General features: G+C 62.8%; 18 protein-coding genes and 1 pseudogene. 12 read left to right on the forward strand and 7 right to left on the reverse strand.

Translation table 11 applies throughout. The features are described 5' to 3' along the window. The 4 genes from pstA (at position 1) to P8H27_RS06655 (ending at position 4,721) form a co-directional block, all read left to right on the forward strand. The gene (gene pstA, locus P8H27_RS06640) at positions 1–1,677 is read left to right on the forward strand and encodes a phosphate ABC transporter permease PstA (RefSeq protein WP_289635929.1); all 1,677 of its coding nucleotides are present in this window, start codon (positions 1–3) and stop codon (positions 1,675–1,677) included. 67 nt (positions 1,678–1,744) lie between these two features. Then, positions 1,745–2,578 (forward strand): phosphate ABC transporter ATP-binding protein PstB, encoded by an 834-nt coding sequence (pstB, locus tag P8H27_RS06645; protein WP_289635930.1) that lies wholly within the window; start codon positions 1,745–1,747, stop codon positions 2,576–2,578. A gap of 221 nt (positions 2,579–2,799) precedes the next feature. Continuing rightward, positions 2,800–3,531, forward strand: coding sequence for a phosphate signaling complex protein PhoU (phoU, locus tag P8H27_RS06650; RefSeq protein ID WP_289635931.1), 732 nt, complete (start codon positions 2,800–2,802; stop codon positions 3,529–3,531). 269 nt (positions 3,532–3,800) lie between these two features. Continuing rightward, positions 3,801–4,721 carry a response regulator gene (locus P8H27_RS06655; protein ID WP_289635932.1) on the forward strand — a complete coding sequence of 307 codons (921 nt, stop codon included), beginning with the start codon at positions 3,801–3,803 and terminating at the stop codon, positions 4,719–4,721. 161 nt (positions 4,722–4,882) lie between these two features. Here P8H27_RS06655 and P8H27_RS06660 read toward each other — a convergent pair whose 3' ends face one another. Then, positions 4,883–5,188 (reverse strand): hypothetical protein, encoded by a 306-nt coding sequence (locus P8H27_RS06660; protein WP_289635933.1) that lies wholly within the window; start codon positions 5,186–5,188, stop codon positions 4,883–4,885. A gap of 254 nt (positions 5,189–5,442) precedes the next feature. Here P8H27_RS06660 and P8H27_RS06665 point away from each other — a divergent pair, with 254 nt between their 5' ends. Further along, entirely contained in the window at positions 5,443–6,339 is an 897-nt protein-coding gene (locus P8H27_RS06665) for a peptidoglycan DD-metalloendopeptidase family protein (protein WP_289635934.1), read from the forward strand. Between the two features lie 81 nt (positions 6,340–6,420). Here the strand turns inward: P8H27_RS06665 and P8H27_RS06670 are convergent, their stop codons facing one another. The 5 genes from P8H27_RS06670 to P8H27_RS06690 form a co-directional block, all read right to left on the reverse strand. Continuing rightward, positions 6,421–7,761 (reverse strand): hemolysin family protein, encoded by a 1,341-nt coding sequence (locus tag P8H27_RS06670; protein WP_289635935.1) that lies wholly within the window; start codon positions 7,759–7,761, stop codon positions 6,421–6,423. 81 nt (positions 7,762–7,842) lie between these two features. After that, positions 7,843–9,177, reverse strand: coding sequence for a phosphate regulon sensor histidine kinase PhoR (gene phoR / locus P8H27_RS06675; RefSeq protein WP_289635936.1), 1,335 nt, complete (start codon positions 9,175–9,177; stop codon positions 7,843–7,845). 58 nt (positions 9,178–9,235) lie between these two features. After that, positions 9,236–9,925 carry a phosphate regulon transcriptional regulator PhoB gene (gene phoB / locus P8H27_RS06680; protein WP_289635937.1) on the reverse strand — a complete coding sequence of 230 codons (690 nt, stop codon included), beginning with the start codon at positions 9,923–9,925 and terminating at the stop codon, positions 9,236–9,238. Between the two features lie 91 nt (positions 9,926–10,016). Then, on the reverse strand, positions 10,017–10,910 hold the full coding sequence (gene ubiA, locus P8H27_RS06685) for a 4-hydroxybenzoate octaprenyltransferase (protein WP_289635938.1): 894 nt from the start codon (positions 10,908–10,910) through the stop codon (positions 10,017–10,019). Positions 10,911–10,983: 73 nt separating this feature from the next. Further along, positions 10,984–11,535: a chorismate lyase gene (locus P8H27_RS06690; RefSeq protein ID WP_289635939.1), complete on the reverse strand. Its 552-nt coding sequence runs from the start codon at positions 11,533–11,535 to the stop codon at positions 10,984–10,986. Positions 11,536–11,790: 255 nt separating this feature from the next. Here P8H27_RS06690 and glcE point away from each other — a divergent pair. The 5 genes and pseudogenes from glcE to P8H27_RS06715 form a co-directional block, all read left to right on the forward strand. After that, positions 11,791–11,910 (forward strand): annotated as a pseudogene (glcE, locus tag P8H27_RS06695) (glycolate oxidase subunit GlcE); the annotation flags it as partial. A gap of 85 nt (positions 11,911–11,995) precedes the next feature. Continuing rightward, positions 11,996–12,163, forward strand: coding sequence for a rubredoxin (locus P8H27_RS06700; RefSeq protein WP_079203891.1), 168 nt, complete (start codon positions 11,996–11,998; stop codon positions 12,161–12,163). Positions 12,164–12,252: 89 nt separating this feature from the next. Further along, positions 12,253–12,420 carry a rubredoxin gene (locus tag P8H27_RS06705; RefSeq protein WP_289635940.1) on the forward strand — a complete coding sequence of 56 codons (168 nt, stop codon included), beginning with the start codon at positions 12,253–12,255 and terminating at the stop codon, positions 12,418–12,420. A gap of 92 nt (positions 12,421–12,512) precedes the next feature. Next, positions 12,513–13,661, forward strand: a complete 1,149-nt coding sequence (locus tag P8H27_RS06710) for an NAD(P)/FAD-dependent oxidoreductase (RefSeq protein ID WP_289635941.1) — start codon at positions 12,513–12,515, stop codon at positions 13,659–13,661. A 188-nt stretch (positions 13,662–13,849) separates the two neighbouring features. Next, the gene (locus P8H27_RS06715; RefSeq protein WP_090499841.1) at positions 13,850–14,122 is read left to right on the forward strand and encodes an HU family DNA-binding protein; all 273 of its coding nucleotides are present in this window, start codon (positions 13,850–13,852) and stop codon (positions 14,120–14,122) included. A gap of 169 nt (positions 14,123–14,291) precedes the next feature. Here P8H27_RS06715 and P8H27_RS06720 read toward each other — a convergent pair whose 3' ends face one another. Then, positions 14,292–15,206, reverse strand: coding sequence for a LysR family transcriptional regulator (locus P8H27_RS06720; protein ID WP_289635942.1), 915 nt, complete (start codon positions 15,204–15,206; stop codon positions 14,292–14,294). A gap of 148 nt (positions 15,207–15,354) precedes the next feature. Between P8H27_RS06720 and P8H27_RS06725 the strand changes: the two genes are divergently transcribed. Then, complete coding sequence (locus tag P8H27_RS06725; protein WP_289635943.1) at positions 15,355–16,365, forward strand: aldo/keto reductase; 1,011 nt, start codon at positions 15,355–15,357, stop codon at positions 16,363–16,365. Between the two features lie 13 nt (positions 16,366–16,378). Then, complete coding sequence (locus P8H27_RS06730; protein WP_289635944.1) at positions 16,379–16,600, forward strand: adenylyl-sulfate kinase; 222 nt, start codon at positions 16,379–16,381, stop codon at positions 16,598–16,600. The last annotated feature ends 40 nt before the right edge of the window (positions 16,601–16,640 follow it).

Here is a 16,640-nt window from a genome sequence, read left to right on the forward strand (position 1 = left end):
ATGTCCGTGAAAAACAACTCCGTAAAAGCCTGGGTTAAAAGCGGTTCGCCGTGGATCTGGATGAACGCCGGCGCGGTGTCCATCGCCGTGATCATGACCCTGGGTCTGCTCGCCGTGATCGCCAGCCGTGGCCTCGCCCACTTCTGGCCGGCCGACATCGTCGAAGCCGACTACCGGGTGCCTGGCCAGGAAAGCAAGGTGATGGCCGGCGAGATCACCCAGGTCGAAGAGATCCCGCGCGCGCGCCTGGCCGCGTCCGGCTTGCCGGTGGCAGCCGAAGGTGGCGAGTTCATGACCCGCGAGCTGTTCAAGGTGGGTAACCGTGACCTCTACGGCGCCGACTTCAACTGGGTGGTAGGCGAGTGGCTGAGCAACCAGCGCACCCCGCAAACCCTCACGGCATTCGAGCGCCGCGAATGGGGCAACCTCTACGGCTACCTGGTCAACGTCAAGCAAAACGGCCAACTGGTCGCCGAGGGCGATGGCGCCTGGGAGGCCCTGCAGGAGCGTCTGGCGCGGGTCGACGAGTTGCATGCGCAAGTGGTGCGCCTGGAAAAGAAAGACATCGGCCGGATCAATGCCGGGCTCGAGCGGATTCGCCTGCAAACCCGCAAGCTGGAACTACAGGGCCGGCTGGATGCGCAGGCCCAGGCGGATCTGGATCTGGATCGGGCGCAGTGGGACGCCGAGTACAAGGTGCTGGAAACCCAGCTGGTGGCGCTCTACGCGGCCTTCAACCGCGACAGCGCCACGCTGCGCACCGCCGATGGCCGCGAGGTCGAGCTGAGTTTGGGCAAGGTGGTGCGGGCCTATCGGCCGAATGCCATGTCGACCCTCGGCAAGCTGCAGTTCTATGGCGCCAAGCTGTGGGAGTTCGTCAGCGACGATCCGCGCGAGGCCAATACCGAAGGTGGCATCTTCCCGGCGATCTTCGGCACCGTGATGATGACCCTGATCATGGCGGTGATAGTCACCCCGTTCGGCGTGGTGGCGGCCATCTACCTGCGCGAATACGCCAAGCAGGGGCCATTGACCCGGGTGATCCGCATCGCGGTGAACAACCTGGCGGGCGTGCCGGCCATCGTTTACGGGGTATTCGGCCTGGGTTTCTTCGTCTATGTGCTGGGCGGCTCGATCGACCGCCTGTTCTTCCCCGAGGCCGCGCCGGCGCCGACCTTCGGTACCCCGGGCCTGCTCTGGGCCTCGCTGACCCTGGCGCTGCTCGCCGTGCCGGTGGTGATAGTCGCCACCGAAGAAGGCCTGGCGCGGATTCCGCGAGCGCTGCGCGAAGGTTCCCTGGCGCTCGGCGCGACCAAGATCGAGACGCTCTGGCGGGTGGTGCTGCCGATGGCCAGCCCGGCGATGATGACCGGCCTGATCCTCGCCGTGGCCCGCGCCGCCGGCGAAGTGGCGCCGCTGATGCTGGTCGGCGTGGTCAAGCTGGCGCCCTCGCTGCCGGTGGACGGCAACTACCCGTATTTGCACCTGGATCAGAAGATCATGCACCTGGGTTTCCATATCTACGACGTCGGCTTCCAGAGCCCCAACGTCGAGGCCGCGCGGCCGCTGGTCTACGCCACCGCGCTGCTGTTGGTGCTGGTAATCGCGGTGCTGAACCTCACGGCGGTGTTCATGCGTAACCGCCTGCGCGAGAAGTACAAGGCGCTGGATCACTAAATCCTTTTACTTGGCTGCCACAGTGGCGGCCAACGTGATAACGAATTGTTAGCGTAGGGAGCATCCCATGCAGCACCAAACACGTACACAGGGCATCGACATCTCGGCCCTGGGCCGGGACAAGCAGAGCTTCAACCTGGCCGCGGAGACCGTGGCGATCCAGGTGCCGGGTCTGAACCTGTACTACGGCGACAAGCAGGCGCTGTTCGACGTCCAGCTGAACATCCCCAAGCAGCGCGTCACCGCGTTCATCGGCCCGTCCGGTTGCGGCAAGTCGACCCTGCTGCGTACCTTCAACCGGATGAACGACCTGGTCGACGGCTGTCGCGTCGAGGGCGAGATCAACCTCGACGGGCGCGACATCTACCGCAAGGGCGAGGATGTGGCCGAGCTGCGCCGCCGGGTCGGCATGGTGTTCCAGAAGCCCAACCCCTTCCCCAAGAGCATCTACGAGAACGTGGTCTATGGCCTGCGCATCCAGGGCATCAAGCAGAAACGCGTGCTCGACGAGGCGGTGGAATGGGGCCTGAAAAGCGCGGCGCTGTGGGATGAGGTCAAAGACCGCCTGCACGAGTCGGCGCTCGGCCTGTCCGGCGGCCAGCAGCAGCGCCTGGTGATCGCCCGAACCGTGGCGGTGCAGCCGGAAGTGCTGCTGCTCGACGAACCCTGCTCGGCGCTCGACCCGATCTCCACGCTGAAAGTCGAAGAGCTGATCTACGAACTGAAATCCAAATACACCATCGTCATCGTCACCCACAACATGCAGCAGGCGGCGCGGGTGTCGGATTACACTGCCTTCATGTACATGGGCAAGCTGATCGAGTTCGGCGACACCGACACCCTGTTCACCAACCCGGCGATGAAGCAGACCGAGGACTACATCACCGGCCGTTATGGCTGATGGCCATGCCAGCGTGCGCTGGGCAATGTGACGAGGAATGCCGTATTACGCGTAATGTGACCCACAGGGATGCGGGAAATGCCTGAAAGCGAAGGGATCGCGTCAGGCGCTGCGTTCCGCCTCCTTGCCCAGCACCCCCTGGCAAAGACCATCCACCTGATAATTCGTAGGGTGCGTCGTGCGCACCACAGCCAGCCGGCAGCTTTCGCGGAGCGATCAAGATGATCAACAAAGACAACCTCACCCAGCACATCTCCCAGCAGTTCAACGCCGAGCTGGAGGAGGTGCGCAGCCACCTGCTGGCCATGGGCGGCCTGGTCGAGAAGCAGGTCAACGACGCGGTCACCGCGCTGATCGACGCCGACTCCGGTCTGGCCCAGCAAGTGCGCGAGATCGACGACCAGATCAACCAGATGGAGCGCAACATCGACGAGGAATGCGTGCGCATCCTCGCTCGGCGGCAGCCGGCGGCGGGCGACCTGCGCCTGATCATCAGCATCTCCAAGTCGGTGATCGACCTCGAACGCATCGGCGACGAGGCGACCAAGATCGCCAAGCGCGCGATTCTCCTGTGCGAGGAAGGCGAAGCGCCGCGCGGCTATGTGGAAGTGCGGCATATCGGCGACCAGGTGCGCAAGATGGTGCAGGAGGCGCTGGATGCCTTCGCCCGCTTCGACGCCGACCTGGCGTTGTCGGTGGCGCAGTACGACAAGACCGTCGATCGCGAGTACAAGACCGCCCTGCGCGAGTTGGTCACCTATATGATGGAAGACCCGCGCTCGATCTCGCGGGTGCTCAATATCATCTGGGCCCTGCGTTCGCTGGAGCGCATCGGCGACCACGCGCGCAATATCGCCGAGCTGGTGATCTACCTGGTGCGTGGCACCGACGTCAAACACATGGGCCTGACCCGCATGAAGGAAGAAGTCCAAGGCGCTGGCAAAGACCGCTGAGTCAGCGCCCGAGAGCCGAAGGCGGCCGTTGCTCAACGGCCGCTTGCGGCAGGAACGACCGGCCAAGCCGGTAAATTCGCGGATAAATCCGCTCCTGCAAAAGCGTTACTTCACCCGCGAGCGAGAAGCGGGGCATGGCCGCTTTAACGCCGTACCGGCAGCGGAGGTGGTTTTGCAACGGCCGGCTAAAGTGGCCAGCAGCTACTTTAGGGTTGGCCTTTGGCCGTTCGCCGCGCTTATGCTTGCAGCCATTCGAACAGGAGTGGCCGATGAGTAAAGTCAGCGTACTGGTGGTGGACGACGCCACCTTTATCCGTGACCTGGTAAAAAAAGGCCTGCGCGATCACTTCCCCGGCGTGCAGATAGTCGAAGCCATCAATGGGCGCAAAGCCCAGCAGTTGCTCGGCCGGCAAAGCATCGACCTGATCCTCTGCGATTGGGAGATGCCCGAACTGTCGGGCCTCGAACTGCTCGGCTGGTGCCGCGAGCAGGACAGCCTGAAAACCGTGCCCTTCATCATGGTCACCAGCCGCGGCGACAAGGACAACGTGATCCAGGCGATCCAGGCCGGTGTTTCCGACTTTATCGGCAAGCCGTTTTCCAATGAGCAGTTGCTCACCAAGGTCAAGAAAGCCTTGAGCCGTGCCGGCAAGCTGCAAACCCTGCTGGCCAGTGCGCCGCCGAAAATGCTCAGCAGCGGCGGCTTTGCCAATGATTCGCTGGCGGCGCTGACCGGCGCTCAGGCCGCGCTGAGCAAACCGGCGGCAGCCGCTCCGGCTGAAGCCGCAGCGGCGCGTCAGGAGGTTCCCAGGGCTCCAGCAGCCTCGGCCAAATCGGCGGGGCAGGCTCCGGGCGGGCGTGGCCAGGGCCAGCTGCGTCTGGCTGGCGGCACCATGAATTGCGTGATCAAGGCGCTCAGCCTCAAAGACGCGCAACTGGTGGTCAAGCGCGCCGAACTGTTGCCGCAAGTGCTGGACAGCGCGGTGCTCGACCTCGAGCAGGGCGAAGGCGGCGAGGTGGCGCGGCTCAACGGCTACCTGCACGCAGTGGCGGCGCTGGAACCCAAACCGGACAGTGAGTGGCTGCTGTTGACGTTCAAGTTCGTCGACCAGGATCCGCAGAAACTCGACTACCTGTCGCGCCTGATCGCCCGTGGGACGACGCAAAAGCACTTTGTCCCCGGAGCCTGATCCGCTCTAGCAGGCTGTTGAAAAACTACCTGCGTTGCCATCGCCGCGTTAAAAACAGGCTCAAAATGCTCATTTACAACTCGTAAACTCCGCTTTTTCGCCTGTTTTTGCCTTGCGTTGGCTGCCTCGCCAACGTTTTTCAACGGCCTGCTAGCAGGTTGCTAGCCCAGGCGCTGCAGCAGCAGGAAGGACATCAGCAGCAGCGTATTGATCGCCCAGGCGGCCGTCAGGACGCGGGCGATGTCGCCGTGGGATGGGTTTGTCACGTTGCCGCTGCAGTACCAAATCTCACTGATAATCCAGGCGGTATAGGCGATCAGCACGCCGAACATGAGCACGACCGTGGCCAGTGCGGCGCCGCTGAAATACACCGCGAGCGTTACCGCCCAGAGGATATTGCTGGGTATCACGCCGTAGAACCAGAAAATATCCCGCAGCGGTTTGTCGATCAGCAGGCTGTTGAACATCGATGTTTTCATGACGGTTAATCCTCATGCTGGCGAATGCGCTCGTGTGGAATCCGGATGCCCGTTCCGTGTCGAGCCAGCGGGCATCTCTAGTCCTGAGGTTAGGTCTGCGCAAGCGCTGCGTCAAACGGTCGCAGGTGCTCTGGGGCGGCGGCAAATGCGTGGGATCACATTTCGCGCCTATCGGACTCGCGTGTCTGCAACGGCGCTGCTAGTCTCCAGTGCTCTGGAGAGCCACAGCAGTTCGTGAGCCCATGCCCTTTCGTCTGACCGTTTGCTGCGCCCTGCTGCTGGTTGCCAGCCAGGCCGCCGCCCTGACCATCTATAAGTACACCGACGCCAATGGAGTGGTGACCTATACCGATAAAGCGGCGGCGGGCGCCCAGGTGTTCGTCTTCCGTGAGCGCATGGTCGAGCGCCTGGACAACCAGGTGAAGCTGGAAACCCGCAAGCACGCGGCCGGCGACACCCTGCTGGTGCGCAACGACCTGTATGCGCCGGTGCAGATCGAGTTGAAGCTGGAGCAGGTCGACAACGCCATCGGCGCCCCGGATCAACCCATCACCTGGGTATTGCCGCCGCGCAGCAAGATCCGCCTCGCCACCCTGACCGCGCGCGATGCCGGCAAGCCGCTGCGCTATACGCCGAAACTGCGTTATGCCCTGGGCGACCCGCGCCTGCTGCCAACGCAAAAGAACTACCCGCTACCCTGGCGTGGCGGCCCCTTCCGCCTGACCCAGGGCGCCAACGGTAAATACAGCCACTTCACCGCCAAAGGCCGTTACGCCATGGACATCGCCATGCCCGAAGGCACGTCGATAGTCGCGGCGCGCGGCGGCGTAGTGGTCAAGACCGAGAATCGGCAGAGCGGGCGCGGCAACAACCCCTCCGGTAACTATGTGCGCATTCTGCACGACGACGGCACCATGGGCGTCTACCTGCACCTGATGCAGGGCTCGGTCAGCGTGCGCGAAGGCCAGCGGATCAACCGCGGCAGCTTTATCGCCCGTTCCGGCAACACCGGCAACAGCACCGGGCCGCACCTGCACTTCGTGGTGCAGCGCAACGTCGGCCTGGCCCTGGAATCGATTCCCTTCGACTTCACTCAGCCGGTCAACAGCCTGCCGAATTTCGCCGTGGGGGGCGAGTAGCCAGTCGCGACAAGCCAAGGCCAGGGCGCCGCTGATGGGCTGGCGAACGGTACAGGCTGGTGCGGGTTGATCCGCGTGCAGTTAATCCAGCCTGAGCACCTTGGCCAGGACGATCTTCGGCCCCTTCATTTTCTTGACGATGATGCGCAGGCCGTCGACCTCCAGCACTTCCTCTTCCTCGGGCATGCGCTTGAGGGTTTCATAGACCAGCCCGGCCAGGGTTTCCGCCTCGATATGGTCGAGGTTGACCCCCAGCAGGCGTTCGACCTTGAACAGCGGGGTGTCGCCGCGCACCAGTAGCTTGCCCGGTTGGTAGGCGAGGATGCCGCGCTCGGTCTTGTGGTGTTCGTCCTGGATATCGCCGACCAGCGCCTCCAGCACGTCTTCCATGGTCAGGTAGCCGATCACCTTGCCGTCGGCTTCCTCGACCAACGCGAAGTGCGAGCCGCCCTTGCGGAATTGCTCGAGCAGGTCGGACAGCGGCATATGCCGGCCTACCCGTTCGATCGGGTGCATCAGCTCCGTTAGCTTCAGCGCCGAGGGCAGCATTTCCAGCAGCGACAGGTGCAACAGCAAATCCTTGATGTGCAGCACGCCGACGAACTCGCCCATGGCCTCGTCGTACACCGGGTAGCGGCTGTACTTGTGCCGGCGGAACACGTTGAACACCTCGTCCAGCGGTGCGTTGAGTTCCAGGTAGACCAGGTCTTCACGCGAGTTGGCCCAGTCCGCCACCTCCAGTTCGCCGAGCTCCACCGCCGAGGCCAGCACCCGCATGTCCTGGTCGCTGGGGTTGCTGGCGCGGCTGGAATGCAGGATCAGCTTGAGCTCGTCGCGGCTGTAGTGGTGCTCGTGGTGCGGCCCCGGTTCGCCCTGGCCGGCGATGCGCAGGATGGCGTTGGCGCTGGCATTGAGCAGGAAGATCGCCGGGTACATGGCCCAGTAGAACAGGTACAGCGGCGCGGCCGTCCACAGCGAGAGCAGTTCGGGTTGGCGGATCGCCCAGGACTTGGGGGCCAGCTCGCCGACCACGATGTGCAGGTAGGAAATGATCGCAAAGGCGCTGAAGAAGGCAATGCCGTGCACCAGCTGCGGCGACCCGATGCCGATGGCGCCGAGCAGCGGGGCGAGCAGTTCGGCGAAGGCCGGTTCGCCGACCCAGCCCAGGCCCAGCGAGGCCAGGGTGATCCCCAGTTGGCAGGCCGACAGGTAGGCATCCATCTGGTGGTGCACGGTGCGCAGGATATGCCCACGCCAGCCGTTCTGGTTGGCCAGGGCCTCGACCTTGGTGGCGCGCAGGCGGACGATGGCGAACTCGGCGGCGACGAAAAAGCCGTTGAGCAGGACTAGCAACAGGGCGAACAGAAGAAGGCCAAAATCGGCGAAAAAGGTAGCGGCGGAATAACTTGTGGAGGGATCCATATAGGGTTCGGTAGGCCAATGAGCGCTAAAGGGTGGGGCTAAGCAATCGGCTTTGCAAGCCTGTTCGCCTCACGCGCAGGCTTAGCCAACACGGCGCACCGTTTGGCTGTTGGGGAAGTGGCAGGTGAAGCTGCTGCCCTTGCCCAGGCTGCTGGCGATGTCCAGGCGGGCGCGGTGGCGCAGCAGCACATGCTTGACGATGGCCAGGCCCAGGCCGGTGCCGCCGGTGTTGCTGGCGCGGCTGGAGTCGACCCGGTAGAAGCGCTCGGTCAGGCGCGGCAGGTGCCTGGCCTCGATGCCCGGGCCGCTGTCCTGCACCGCGAGGTGCGCGCCTTGTTCGTCGCCCCACCAGCGGATGCGAATCGCGCCTTCGTTGGGGCTGTACTTGACCGCGTTGAACACCAGGTTGGAGAAGGCGCTGCGCAGTTCCGCCTCGCTGCCCTTGAGCTTGAGGTGCGGATCGGCCTCCAGGCTGATGCGGTGGCCCCGTTCGCCGGAGAGTGCCTGGGCGTCGCTCTGGATGCTCAACAACAGCAGGTCGACCGCTACCGGCTGGTTGTCCGAGGGGTAGTCGGTGGCCTCCAGCTTGGCCAGCAACAGCAGGTCGTTGAGCAGGTTCTGCATGCGTGCGCCTTGCTGCTGCATCTGCTGCAGCGCGCGCAGCCAGCGCGGATTGACGCCTTCGACGTTGTCCAGCAGGGTTTCCAGGTAACCGGCGATCACGGTCAGGGGCGTGCGCAATTCGTGGGAGACGTTGGCGACGAAGTCCTTGCGCATCTGCTCGAGCTGATACAAACGGGTGACGTCGCGCACCAGCATCAGGTGCTCGCGATTGCCGTAGCGGGTGATATGGAACTGCAGGCGGCGACGGTCGCTCAGCGGCGAGGGCAGTTCCAGCGGTTCAAGGTAGTTGCCGCGTTCGAAGTAGTCGATAAAGCGCGGGTCGCGCAGCAGATTGGTGATCGACTGGCCACTGTCCTGCGGGGTTTTCAGGCCGATCAGGGTCTCCGCCGCGCGGTTCCACCATTCCAGGTTGCCGTGGCTGTCGAGCATGATCACCGCATCCTTCAGCGCGGCGGTGGACTCCTGCACGCGGTCGATCACCGCTTGCAAGCGGCCGCGAGCCTTCTCATTGCGTCGTTGCAGGTGATAGATGCTGTCGAACACCTCGCCCCACAGGCCATAGCCATCCGGCGGCGGCTCGTCCGGCTGGTGCTCTTGCAGCCACTTGTGCAGGCGCAGCAACTGACTCAGGGTCCAGCCCAGGTAGGCGGCCAGACCGGCCGCCAGCGCCCAGGCGTATTCGCCGCTGAGCAGACCGAGCAGCAGGCAGGCGCCGATTAACAACAGTAGGCGGCGCACCATGGCGCCACGCCAGTTTTGCTTCACTTGGGAGTCATCCGCCAATCGATCCATTGGGCCGTCGAGGCCAGCCGGCAATCCTAACCCGCGGCGTCATCGGCCGGGGACAGCGCTAGTTCTTGCTGGAGAAACGATAGCCCGTGCCGCGCACGGTCTGCACCAGGTTTTCGTAGGCCTCGCCGAGCGCCTTGCGCAGGCGGCGGATGTGCACATCGACGGTGCGCTCCTCGACGTAGACGTTGCCGCCCCAGACCTGATCGAGCAGCTGGCCGCGGGTATAGGCACGTTCCTGGTGGGTCATGAAGAATTGCAGCAGGCGGTATTCGGTAGGCCCCATCTCGGCCGGCGTGCCGTCGATGGTCACCCGGTGGCTGATCGGGTCGAGCAGCAGGCCGCCGACTTCGATCGGCCCTTCGCTGTCGCTGGGGCCGGCGCGGCGCAGCACCGCCTTGAGCCGGGCGACCAGCTCGCGCGGCGAGAAGGGCTTGGTGATGTAGTCGTCGGCGCCGACCTCCAGGCCCTGGATCTTGTTGTCCTCTTCGCCCTTGGCGGTGAGCATGATGATCGGGATGTCGCCGGTCAATTCGTCACGCTTGAGCCGCCGCGCCAACTCGATGCCGCTGGTGCCGGGGAGCATCCAGTCGAGCAGGATCAGGTCGGGCTTGCGGTCGACGATGATGGCGTGGGCTTGCTGGCTGCTCTCCGCCTCCAGGCACTCGTAACCGGCCATTTCCAGGGCCACCGCGATCATTTCGCGGATCGGTGCTTCGTCATCGACGATCAGGATGTTCTTGCCAACCATGGATCCGGCCTCGAGTCGTTGAACTGTCATGCGTGGCATTAGATAACGGAATTATTGCAGTGATATGACAGGTAGGCGGCGAAGACCCATCCTACCCGCGCAGGGCATAGTCCAGCACCAGCCCGACAAAAATCGCCAGGCCGGCCCAGTGGTTGTGCAGGAAGGCGTTGAAGCAGGCCATCGGCTTGCGGTTGCGGGTCTTGTGGTATTCCCAGGCGAAGCAGGCGGCCGCCACGACCAAGCCGAGGTGGAAATACACGCCCAGCTCGAAACGGCTGCCTGCCAGCAGCAAGCAGAGCAGGGCCAGACCCTGGAGCATGGCGATGATCAGCCGATCGGCGTCGCCGAACAGGATGGCGGTGGATTTGACCCCGATCTTCAGGTCGTCGTCGCGGTCGGCCATGGCGTAGTAGGTGTCGTAGGCCACCGTCCACAGCAGGTTGGCGATGTACAGCAGCCAGGCCTCGGGTGGCACGCTGCCGGTCTCGGCGGTGAAGGCCATCGGCATGCCCCAGGAAAACGCCGCGCCCAGCACCACCTGGGGATAGAAGGTGTAGCGCTTCATGAACGGGTAGCAGGCGGCCAGGGCCAGGCCGCCGAACGACAGCCAGACGGTCGCGGCGTTGGTCAGCAGCACCAGACCGAAGGCCAGCAGCACCAGCACGGCGAACAGGATCAGCGCCTCGCGCGGCGTTACCTTGCCGCTGGCCAGGGGCCGCGTCTGGGTGCGTTTGACGTGGCCGTCGAAGTCGCGGTCGGCGTAGTCGTTGATCACGCAGCCGGCGGCGCGCATCAGGATCACGCCGAACACGAAGACCAACAGGTTCTTCGCGCTGGGCACGCCTGCGGCCGCGACCCACAGCGCCCACAGCGTCGGCCACAGCAACAGGTAGATGCCGATGGGTTTTTCCAGGCGCATCAGCTGGATGAAATCCCAGGCGCGTGGGTGCAGGCGATTCAGCGATTTGAGCAGGCGGGTGTACATCGAGCGCGTCTCCGTGCGGGTTGCGCGGATTATACGGGCGTGCGGATAAATGTAGGGTGGGCTTCAGCCCACCCTACGCCTCGATCCCGGCGGCGGGCCAGAATTCGGGCAGGAAGACTTCGGCCACCAGCACACCGAGGACGCCGCGGCTGAAGCAGGAGCGGCGTGCCCACAGACGTTCCTCGCGCACCTCGGCGGGCAGCCAGGGTGCCGGGTAACGGCAGACCTGCAGGGTGTTGCGGTCGAAGGCGCGGTCGCTGAACAGCAGTTCGCCCAGCGAGCGGCTGCCGAGTTGCTCCAGGGCCAGGCCGGAGCCTTCCAGAACGCTGCGCGCGGCCACGCTGCGGGCGAATACCCAGGGTTGGCCATGGCCGCGCAAATACACTTCGCGCACCCAGCCCTGGCTGCCGGCGGCCACGTTGAGGGCGCTGCATTCGTCGCTGCGCAGGCGCTGCCAACCCTCGACCAGCGGGGTGACGCTGAAGCCGTCATGGGACAGCGCGGTCAGCCTGCGGGTCAGCGAGTCTTGATTGAACAGCCAATCGCGCACGCCGGCAGCCGGGGCCGGGTGCAGTTGGCTGGCGGTCAGCCAGCGCGGCGGATGGGCGAGGGCGGCGTGAGGCACGGCAGAATTCACCACGGATCGGAAGCGCGCGAGTCTAGCATGGACGCTTGCGGGCGTAGGGTGGTCTTGCTTGTCGCGCCTAACAGGCCGTTGAAAAACCTAGGCGAGGCAGCCGAGCCTGTTTTTAACGCCGTATCGGCAACGTAGGTAGTTTTTCAACGGCCTGCTAACCCACCCTATGCCGGCTGTTGCTCCTGCGACCAGCCCTCCAGCCGCATGGTCAGCCACGAGCCGAGCGAACGGGTGATCAGCACGCGCCGGCCCTGGGGCGGCTCGGTGCGCGACATGTTGCGGGGCACGCGCTTGATCGCCGGCCAGGGCAAGCATCTGCGTTTCGGCGGCGCGGTCGAAGACGTGCTCGGCCGCTGGCTCTCGAACGCCGCGACGGCTGCGCGCCGATTGGCGCCCCCGCGCATTTACGGTAGCGTAGCTGCATGCACTACCTGCACCCGAGGGCGTTATGAAGAAGTGGCAATGTGTGGTTTGTGGATTGATTTACGACGAAAGCCAGGGCTGGCCCGACGAAGGCATCGCCGCGGGTACGCCCTGGCAAGATGTGCCGCAGGACTGGCTGTGCCCGGACTGCGGAGTGGGCAAACTGGATTTCGAGATGATCGAAATCGGCTGACCGCGCCCCCCGCGTTGGCGTGTGCCGGGCTTGGCGCATGCCGGGCAATGCGCTAGGGTCAAGAAAATATTCGCCGCGCAGAGGTCGCTATGCGCAAGTGGCAATGTATCGTCTGCGGCTTTCTCTACGACGAAGCGGCAGGCCTCCCCGAAGCAGGCATTGCGCCTGGTACCCCCTGGGAAGACATCCCCGCGGACTGGCTGTGCCCGGACTGCGGCACCGGCAAACTGGATTTCGAGATGATCGAGATCAGCTGAGTCTCCTGGCCCTTGGGCCGCCCCCATGAATGCTCCGGGTCGTGGCGATAGCCTGAGACCGTGGCCCTGTTTTGCCGATCGAGGAAGTGAAGATGCATGCAGCTGTGGTGATCGTCGGTACCGGCCTGGCCGGCTACAACCTGGCCCGGGAATGGCGCAAGTTGGACGGCGACACCCCGTTGCTGCTGATCAGCGCCGATGACGGGCGTTCCTACTCCAAACCGATGTTGTCCACCGGCTTCGGCAAGCACAAGGACGCCGACGGCTTGAGCATGGCCGAACCCGGCGCCATGGCCGAACAGCTCAAGGCCGAGATCTACACCCACACCCGCATCACCGGTATCGATCCGGATCAACGCCGGCTGTGGATCGGCGCAGAGGCGGTGCCTTATCGCGATCTGGTGCTGGCCTGGGGCGCCGAGCCGATCCGGGTGCCGGTCGCGGGCGATGCCCAGGACGCGATCCTGTCGATCAACGACCTGGAGGACTACGCGCGTTTTCGTGCCGCCGTGGCCGGGAAAAAACGCGTGCTGCTGCTCGGCGCCGGCCTGATTGGCTGCGAGTTCGCCAACGACCTCAGCCTCGGCGGTTATCAGGTCGAACTGGTGGCGCCCTGCGAGCAGGTGATGCCCGGCTTGCTGCATCCGGCCGCCGCCGCGGCAGTCCAGGCGGGCTTGCACAGTCTCGGTGCGCGCTTCCATCTCGGCCCGCTGCTGGCCAGCCTCAACCGCGTGGATGGGGGGCTGCAAGCGCGCCTGTCCGACGGTACGCTGATCGCTTGCGATCTGGTGCTCTCGGCGGTCGGCTTGCGCCCGCGGATCGAGCTGGCAGCGGCCGCCGGCCTGGCGGTCAATCGCGGGGTCGCGGTCGATCGCGAGCTGCGCAGCTCGCACGCCAACATCTATGCCCTGGGCGATTGCGCCGAGGTCGATGGCCTCAACCTGCAGTACGTCATGCCGCTGATGCACTGCGCTCGGGCCCTGGCCCAGACCCTGGCCGGCAAACCGACCGCGGTCAGTTACGGGCCGATGCCGATCACGGTGAAAACCCCGGTGTGCCCGCTGGTGGTTTCGCCGCCGCCGCACGGTCTGCAGGGCGAGTGGACGGTCGAAGGTAGCGGCCGCGACATCAAGGCACTGTGCCGCGATGCCGCCGGCAGCCTGCTCGGCTATGCCTTGACCGGTACGGCCGTGCAGGAAAAGCTCGCGCTGAACAGGCAGTTGCCGGCGCTGTTGGCATGAATGCCGGTCGTTCTGGCGGATACACCTCTAAATTGTCCGGTTAAACTGTCGGACAAGACTGGCGCAGCTCCGAATCACATGCCATCCTCCTTGAGGTCTGCCGCAGCGCAGAGCTGTTGCGGCGCCTTGGGCGCTGTTCTGGATGAGCAGCACGGACACAACAACAAAAAACCGTCAAAGGGGCATTTATGCGTAAACCGGAACTCGCCGCCGCCATCGCCGAAAAGGCGGATCTGAGCAAAGATCAGGCTAATCGTGTACTCAACACCGTACTGGAAGAAATCACCGGTGCACTGAACCGCAAGGACAGTGTGACCCTGGTGGGCTTCGGCACTTTCGTGCAACGCCACCGCGGTGCCCGTACCGGCAAAAACCCGCAAACCGGCCAGCCGGTAACGATCAAGGCCAGCAACACCGTGGCCTTCAAACCGGGCAAATCCCTGAAAGATGCTGTAAATTAAACAGGGAGCGTTTCATTTTCTGTGGATAAGTTATTCAAAGCCCCGTAATTCGGGGCTTTGTGCTATGTGAGGCAAGTAAAAATATCGAAACAGGGGCGATAAAAAAGACAGGATTGGCCTTACTCCTGCACTTCAGGCCAAGTTCATTGCCATTATTGACCCTGATGAGTCAGGGCTCTTTCAGTTGGAGAGCAAAGGTCTGGCAGCATTGGCGCAGTGAGCCTATGAAACTGTCGACGAGCGGGGAATATGGGCGGTACAGCGGGCGGGCCATGTTAAGCGTATAGGGGATGGACAGCGCAAAACGGCGAACCTGCAGTCCGAGCTTGGCGTAGGCCAGCGCCGTCAGCGGATTGATGATTGCAATGCCAACACCCTGGGCCACGGTTGCACAGACTGCTACCGCGCTATGGGTCTCAACCAACAGGCGGCGTTTGATGTCGCGGCTATCGAAACAACTATCGATCTTGTTCCGGTACGCGTCGCTGGCCGCCAGTGAAATGAAATTCTCACCTGCAAAATCCTCTGGTTGCAATATTGTCTTGGCATTCAACCGATGCTGCGAAGGCAGTATACAGACGGTATCGGCGGTGAAAATGCACTCTACCTCTGTACCACCGGGCACAACGCTGTCCTCGATCAGGCCAAGATCATAGCGTTGCGACGAAAGCCATTCGTTCAAGAGCGGAGCATCCTGCGGCGTGATGTTGATCGCCACGTCCGGGTAAAGGTCGAGGAAATGCTTGCACACCACAGGCACTACTGTTTGAGAAAAGGCAGGCAGGCAAGCCAGGCTAACCTGGCCATGCTTGTATTGCCTGATCGCATCGGCAGCCTTGGAGATTCGCTCCAGCCCGAAATACGCGCGCTTCACCTCGTCGAAGAGCATCAGGGCCTGCTCGGTGGGAACCAACTTAGCGTTGGCGCGTTTGAACAGCACCAATTGCGTGATTGTTTCGATCCTTTTCAGTTCCCGACTGATGGTGGGTTGCGAGGTATGCAGCAGAGCCGCTGCTGCCGTGGCGCTGCCTGTGGTCATAACCGACCAGAATATTTCTATATGCCTTAAATTCAGTCGTCTCATTATATTTATGCCTTTGAGGAATATATCAAGCATATCAAAACTGAATGAATGACGTGAATATTGATATTTTTAATCTAGAAAGCTTGCCGAGACAATATTACTGAACACAGGCGACTTCGCTTGACGATTGCGCGTTAAGGATGACTCGATGAATTACAGAGCTTTTGGCCGACTGGGTTGGAACGTCAGTGAAGTCGGCTTCGGGATGTGGGGCATTGCCGGCGGAGAGGGGGGGTGGACTGGCTCCGACGATGAACGGGGAATGCAAGCCCTGCAGCTAGCAGTCAACAACGGCTGCAATTTCTTTGATACTGCCTGGATATATGGCCGCGGTCACAGTGAGCGAATGCTTGGCCGGCTGCTCAGGAACAATCCGGACAACCCCCCCATAGTCGCGACCAAAGTGCCGCCAAAGAACCGCGAATGGCCATCGCGTCGCGGCGATAAACTCGAAGATATCTTTCCACCCGACCATATCCGCACCTACGTCGACAAGAGCTTGGAAAACCTCGATCGTGGGAGCCTGCAACTGCTGCAGTTCCATGTTTGGGAAGATGACTGGGCCCACGATGAGCGCTGGATGCGGGTGGTTGACGACCTAAAGTCGGAAAAGCTAATTGATGGGATCGGAATTAGCGTCAATCGCTGGGAACCGGAAAATGTGATCCGCACCTTGGAAACTGGACTGATCGACAGTGTTCAAGTGATCTACAACATCTTTGATCAGGCACCAATGGATCAATTGATCCCGTTATGTGCGCAACACCAGATCGCTGTGATCGCCAGAGTGCCCTTCGATGAAGGCTCGTTGACCGGCACCCTGACCAAGCAGTCGATATGGCCAGAGGGCGACTGGCGCAACAGCTACTTCGTTCGGGAGAACCTGCATGCCACCGTTGATCGTGTTGAAGCGCTGAAACAGGACCTCCCCGTCGGCATGACACTCGCCGAATGCGCCTTGCGCTTCATTCTGAGCAATCCGGGCATCACGACAGTCATTCCCGGTATGCGAGCCCTGGGCAATGTTGAGCAGAATCTGGAGTGCTCAAGCAAGGGGCCGCTCCCCCCCCCCACCTCCTGCAGCGTCTTGCGGCGCACCGCTGGGATAGAACGCCAACGGCATGGTCGCAATGAGCGACGGACAATCATGTTTAATTGATCAAGGGAATGTCATGAAACTCGTAGAGCTGAAGAACAAGAAAGTTGAGGAACGTGACCCCAAGGGGCTATATGCCAAAGCACGGGCAGGGGCGATCAGCGAGTTCACCGGTGTAAGTTCACCCTACGAACCACCCTTGAGCGCCGAACTACAGATGGACGGTGGGCAACAGAGCGCCGAGTCGATTGCCGAGAGAATCGTCGGCTACCTGTACGAAACCGGCAGATTGAACTGATTCGAACACAACTGCGTAACCGCACCTGCGGTGCGTATCT

This window comes from Pseudomonas sp. sp1636 (assembly GCF_030376615.1).
Taxonomy (GTDB): Bacteria; Pseudomonadota; Gammaproteobacteria; order Pseudomonadales; family Pseudomonadaceae; genus Aquipseudomonas.

What these genes read in the sequence shown, in the direction of transcription:
- ubiA (WP_289635938.1), bottom strand. Translation starts at nt 10,910, where the DNA reads ATGTACACCCGCCTGCTCAAATCGCTGAATCGCCTGCACCCACGCGCC.
- pstB (WP_289635930.1), top strand. Translation starts at nt 1,745, where the DNA reads ATGCAGCACCAAACACGTACACAGGGCATCGACATCTCGGCCCTGGGC.
- phoB (WP_289635937.1), bottom strand. Translation starts at nt 9,925, where the DNA reads ATGGTTGGCAAGAACATCCTGATCGTCGATGACGAAGCACCGATCCGC.
- pstA (WP_289635929.1), top strand. Translation starts at nt 1, where the DNA reads ATGTCCGTGAAAAACAACTCCGTAAAAGCCTGGGTTAAAAGCGGTTCG.
- P8H27_RS06730 (WP_289635944.1), top strand. Translation starts at nt 16,379, where the DNA reads ATGAAACTCGTAGAGCTGAAGAACAAGAAAGTTGAGGAACGTGACCCC.
- P8H27_RS06710 (WP_289635941.1), top strand. Translation starts at nt 12,513, where the DNA reads ATGCATGCAGCTGTGGTGATCGTCGGTACCGGCCTGGCCGGCTACAAC.
- P8H27_RS06670 (WP_289635935.1), bottom strand. Translation starts at nt 7,761, where the DNA reads ATGGATCCCTCCACAAGTTATTCCGCCGCTACCTTTTTCGCCGATTTT.
- P8H27_RS06725 (WP_289635943.1), top strand. Translation starts at nt 15,355, where the DNA reads ATGAATTACAGAGCTTTTGGCCGACTGGGTTGGAACGTCAGTGAAGTC.
- phoR (WP_289635936.1), bottom strand. Translation starts at nt 9,177, where the DNA reads ATGGATCGATTGGCGGATGACTCCCAAGTGAAGCAAAACTGGCGTGGC.
- P8H27_RS06720 (WP_289635942.1), bottom strand. Translation starts at nt 15,206, where the DNA reads ATGAGACGACTGAATTTAAGGCATATAGAAATATTCTGGTCGGTTATG.
- P8H27_RS06665 (WP_289635934.1), top strand. Translation starts at nt 5,443, where the DNA reads ATGCCCTTTCGTCTGACCGTTTGCTGCGCCCTGCTGCTGGTTGCCAGC.
- P8H27_RS06660 (WP_289635933.1), bottom strand. Translation starts at nt 5,188, where the DNA reads ATGTTCAACAGCCTGCTGATCGACAAACCGCTGCGGGATATTTTCTGG.
- P8H27_RS06705 (WP_289635940.1), top strand. Translation starts at nt 12,253, where the DNA reads ATGCGCAAGTGGCAATGTATCGTCTGCGGCTTTCTCTACGACGAAGCG.
- phoU (WP_289635931.1), top strand. Translation starts at nt 2,800, where the DNA reads ATGATCAACAAAGACAACCTCACCCAGCACATCTCCCAGCAGTTCAAC.
- P8H27_RS06715 (WP_090499841.1), top strand. Translation starts at nt 13,850, where the DNA reads ATGCGTAAACCGGAACTCGCCGCCGCCATCGCCGAAAAGGCGGATCTG.
- P8H27_RS06700 (WP_079203891.1), top strand. Translation starts at nt 11,996, where the DNA reads ATGAAGAAGTGGCAATGTGTGGTTTGTGGATTGATTTACGACGAAAGC.
- P8H27_RS06655 (WP_289635932.1), top strand. Translation starts at nt 3,801, where the DNA reads ATGAGTAAAGTCAGCGTACTGGTGGTGGACGACGCCACCTTTATCCGT.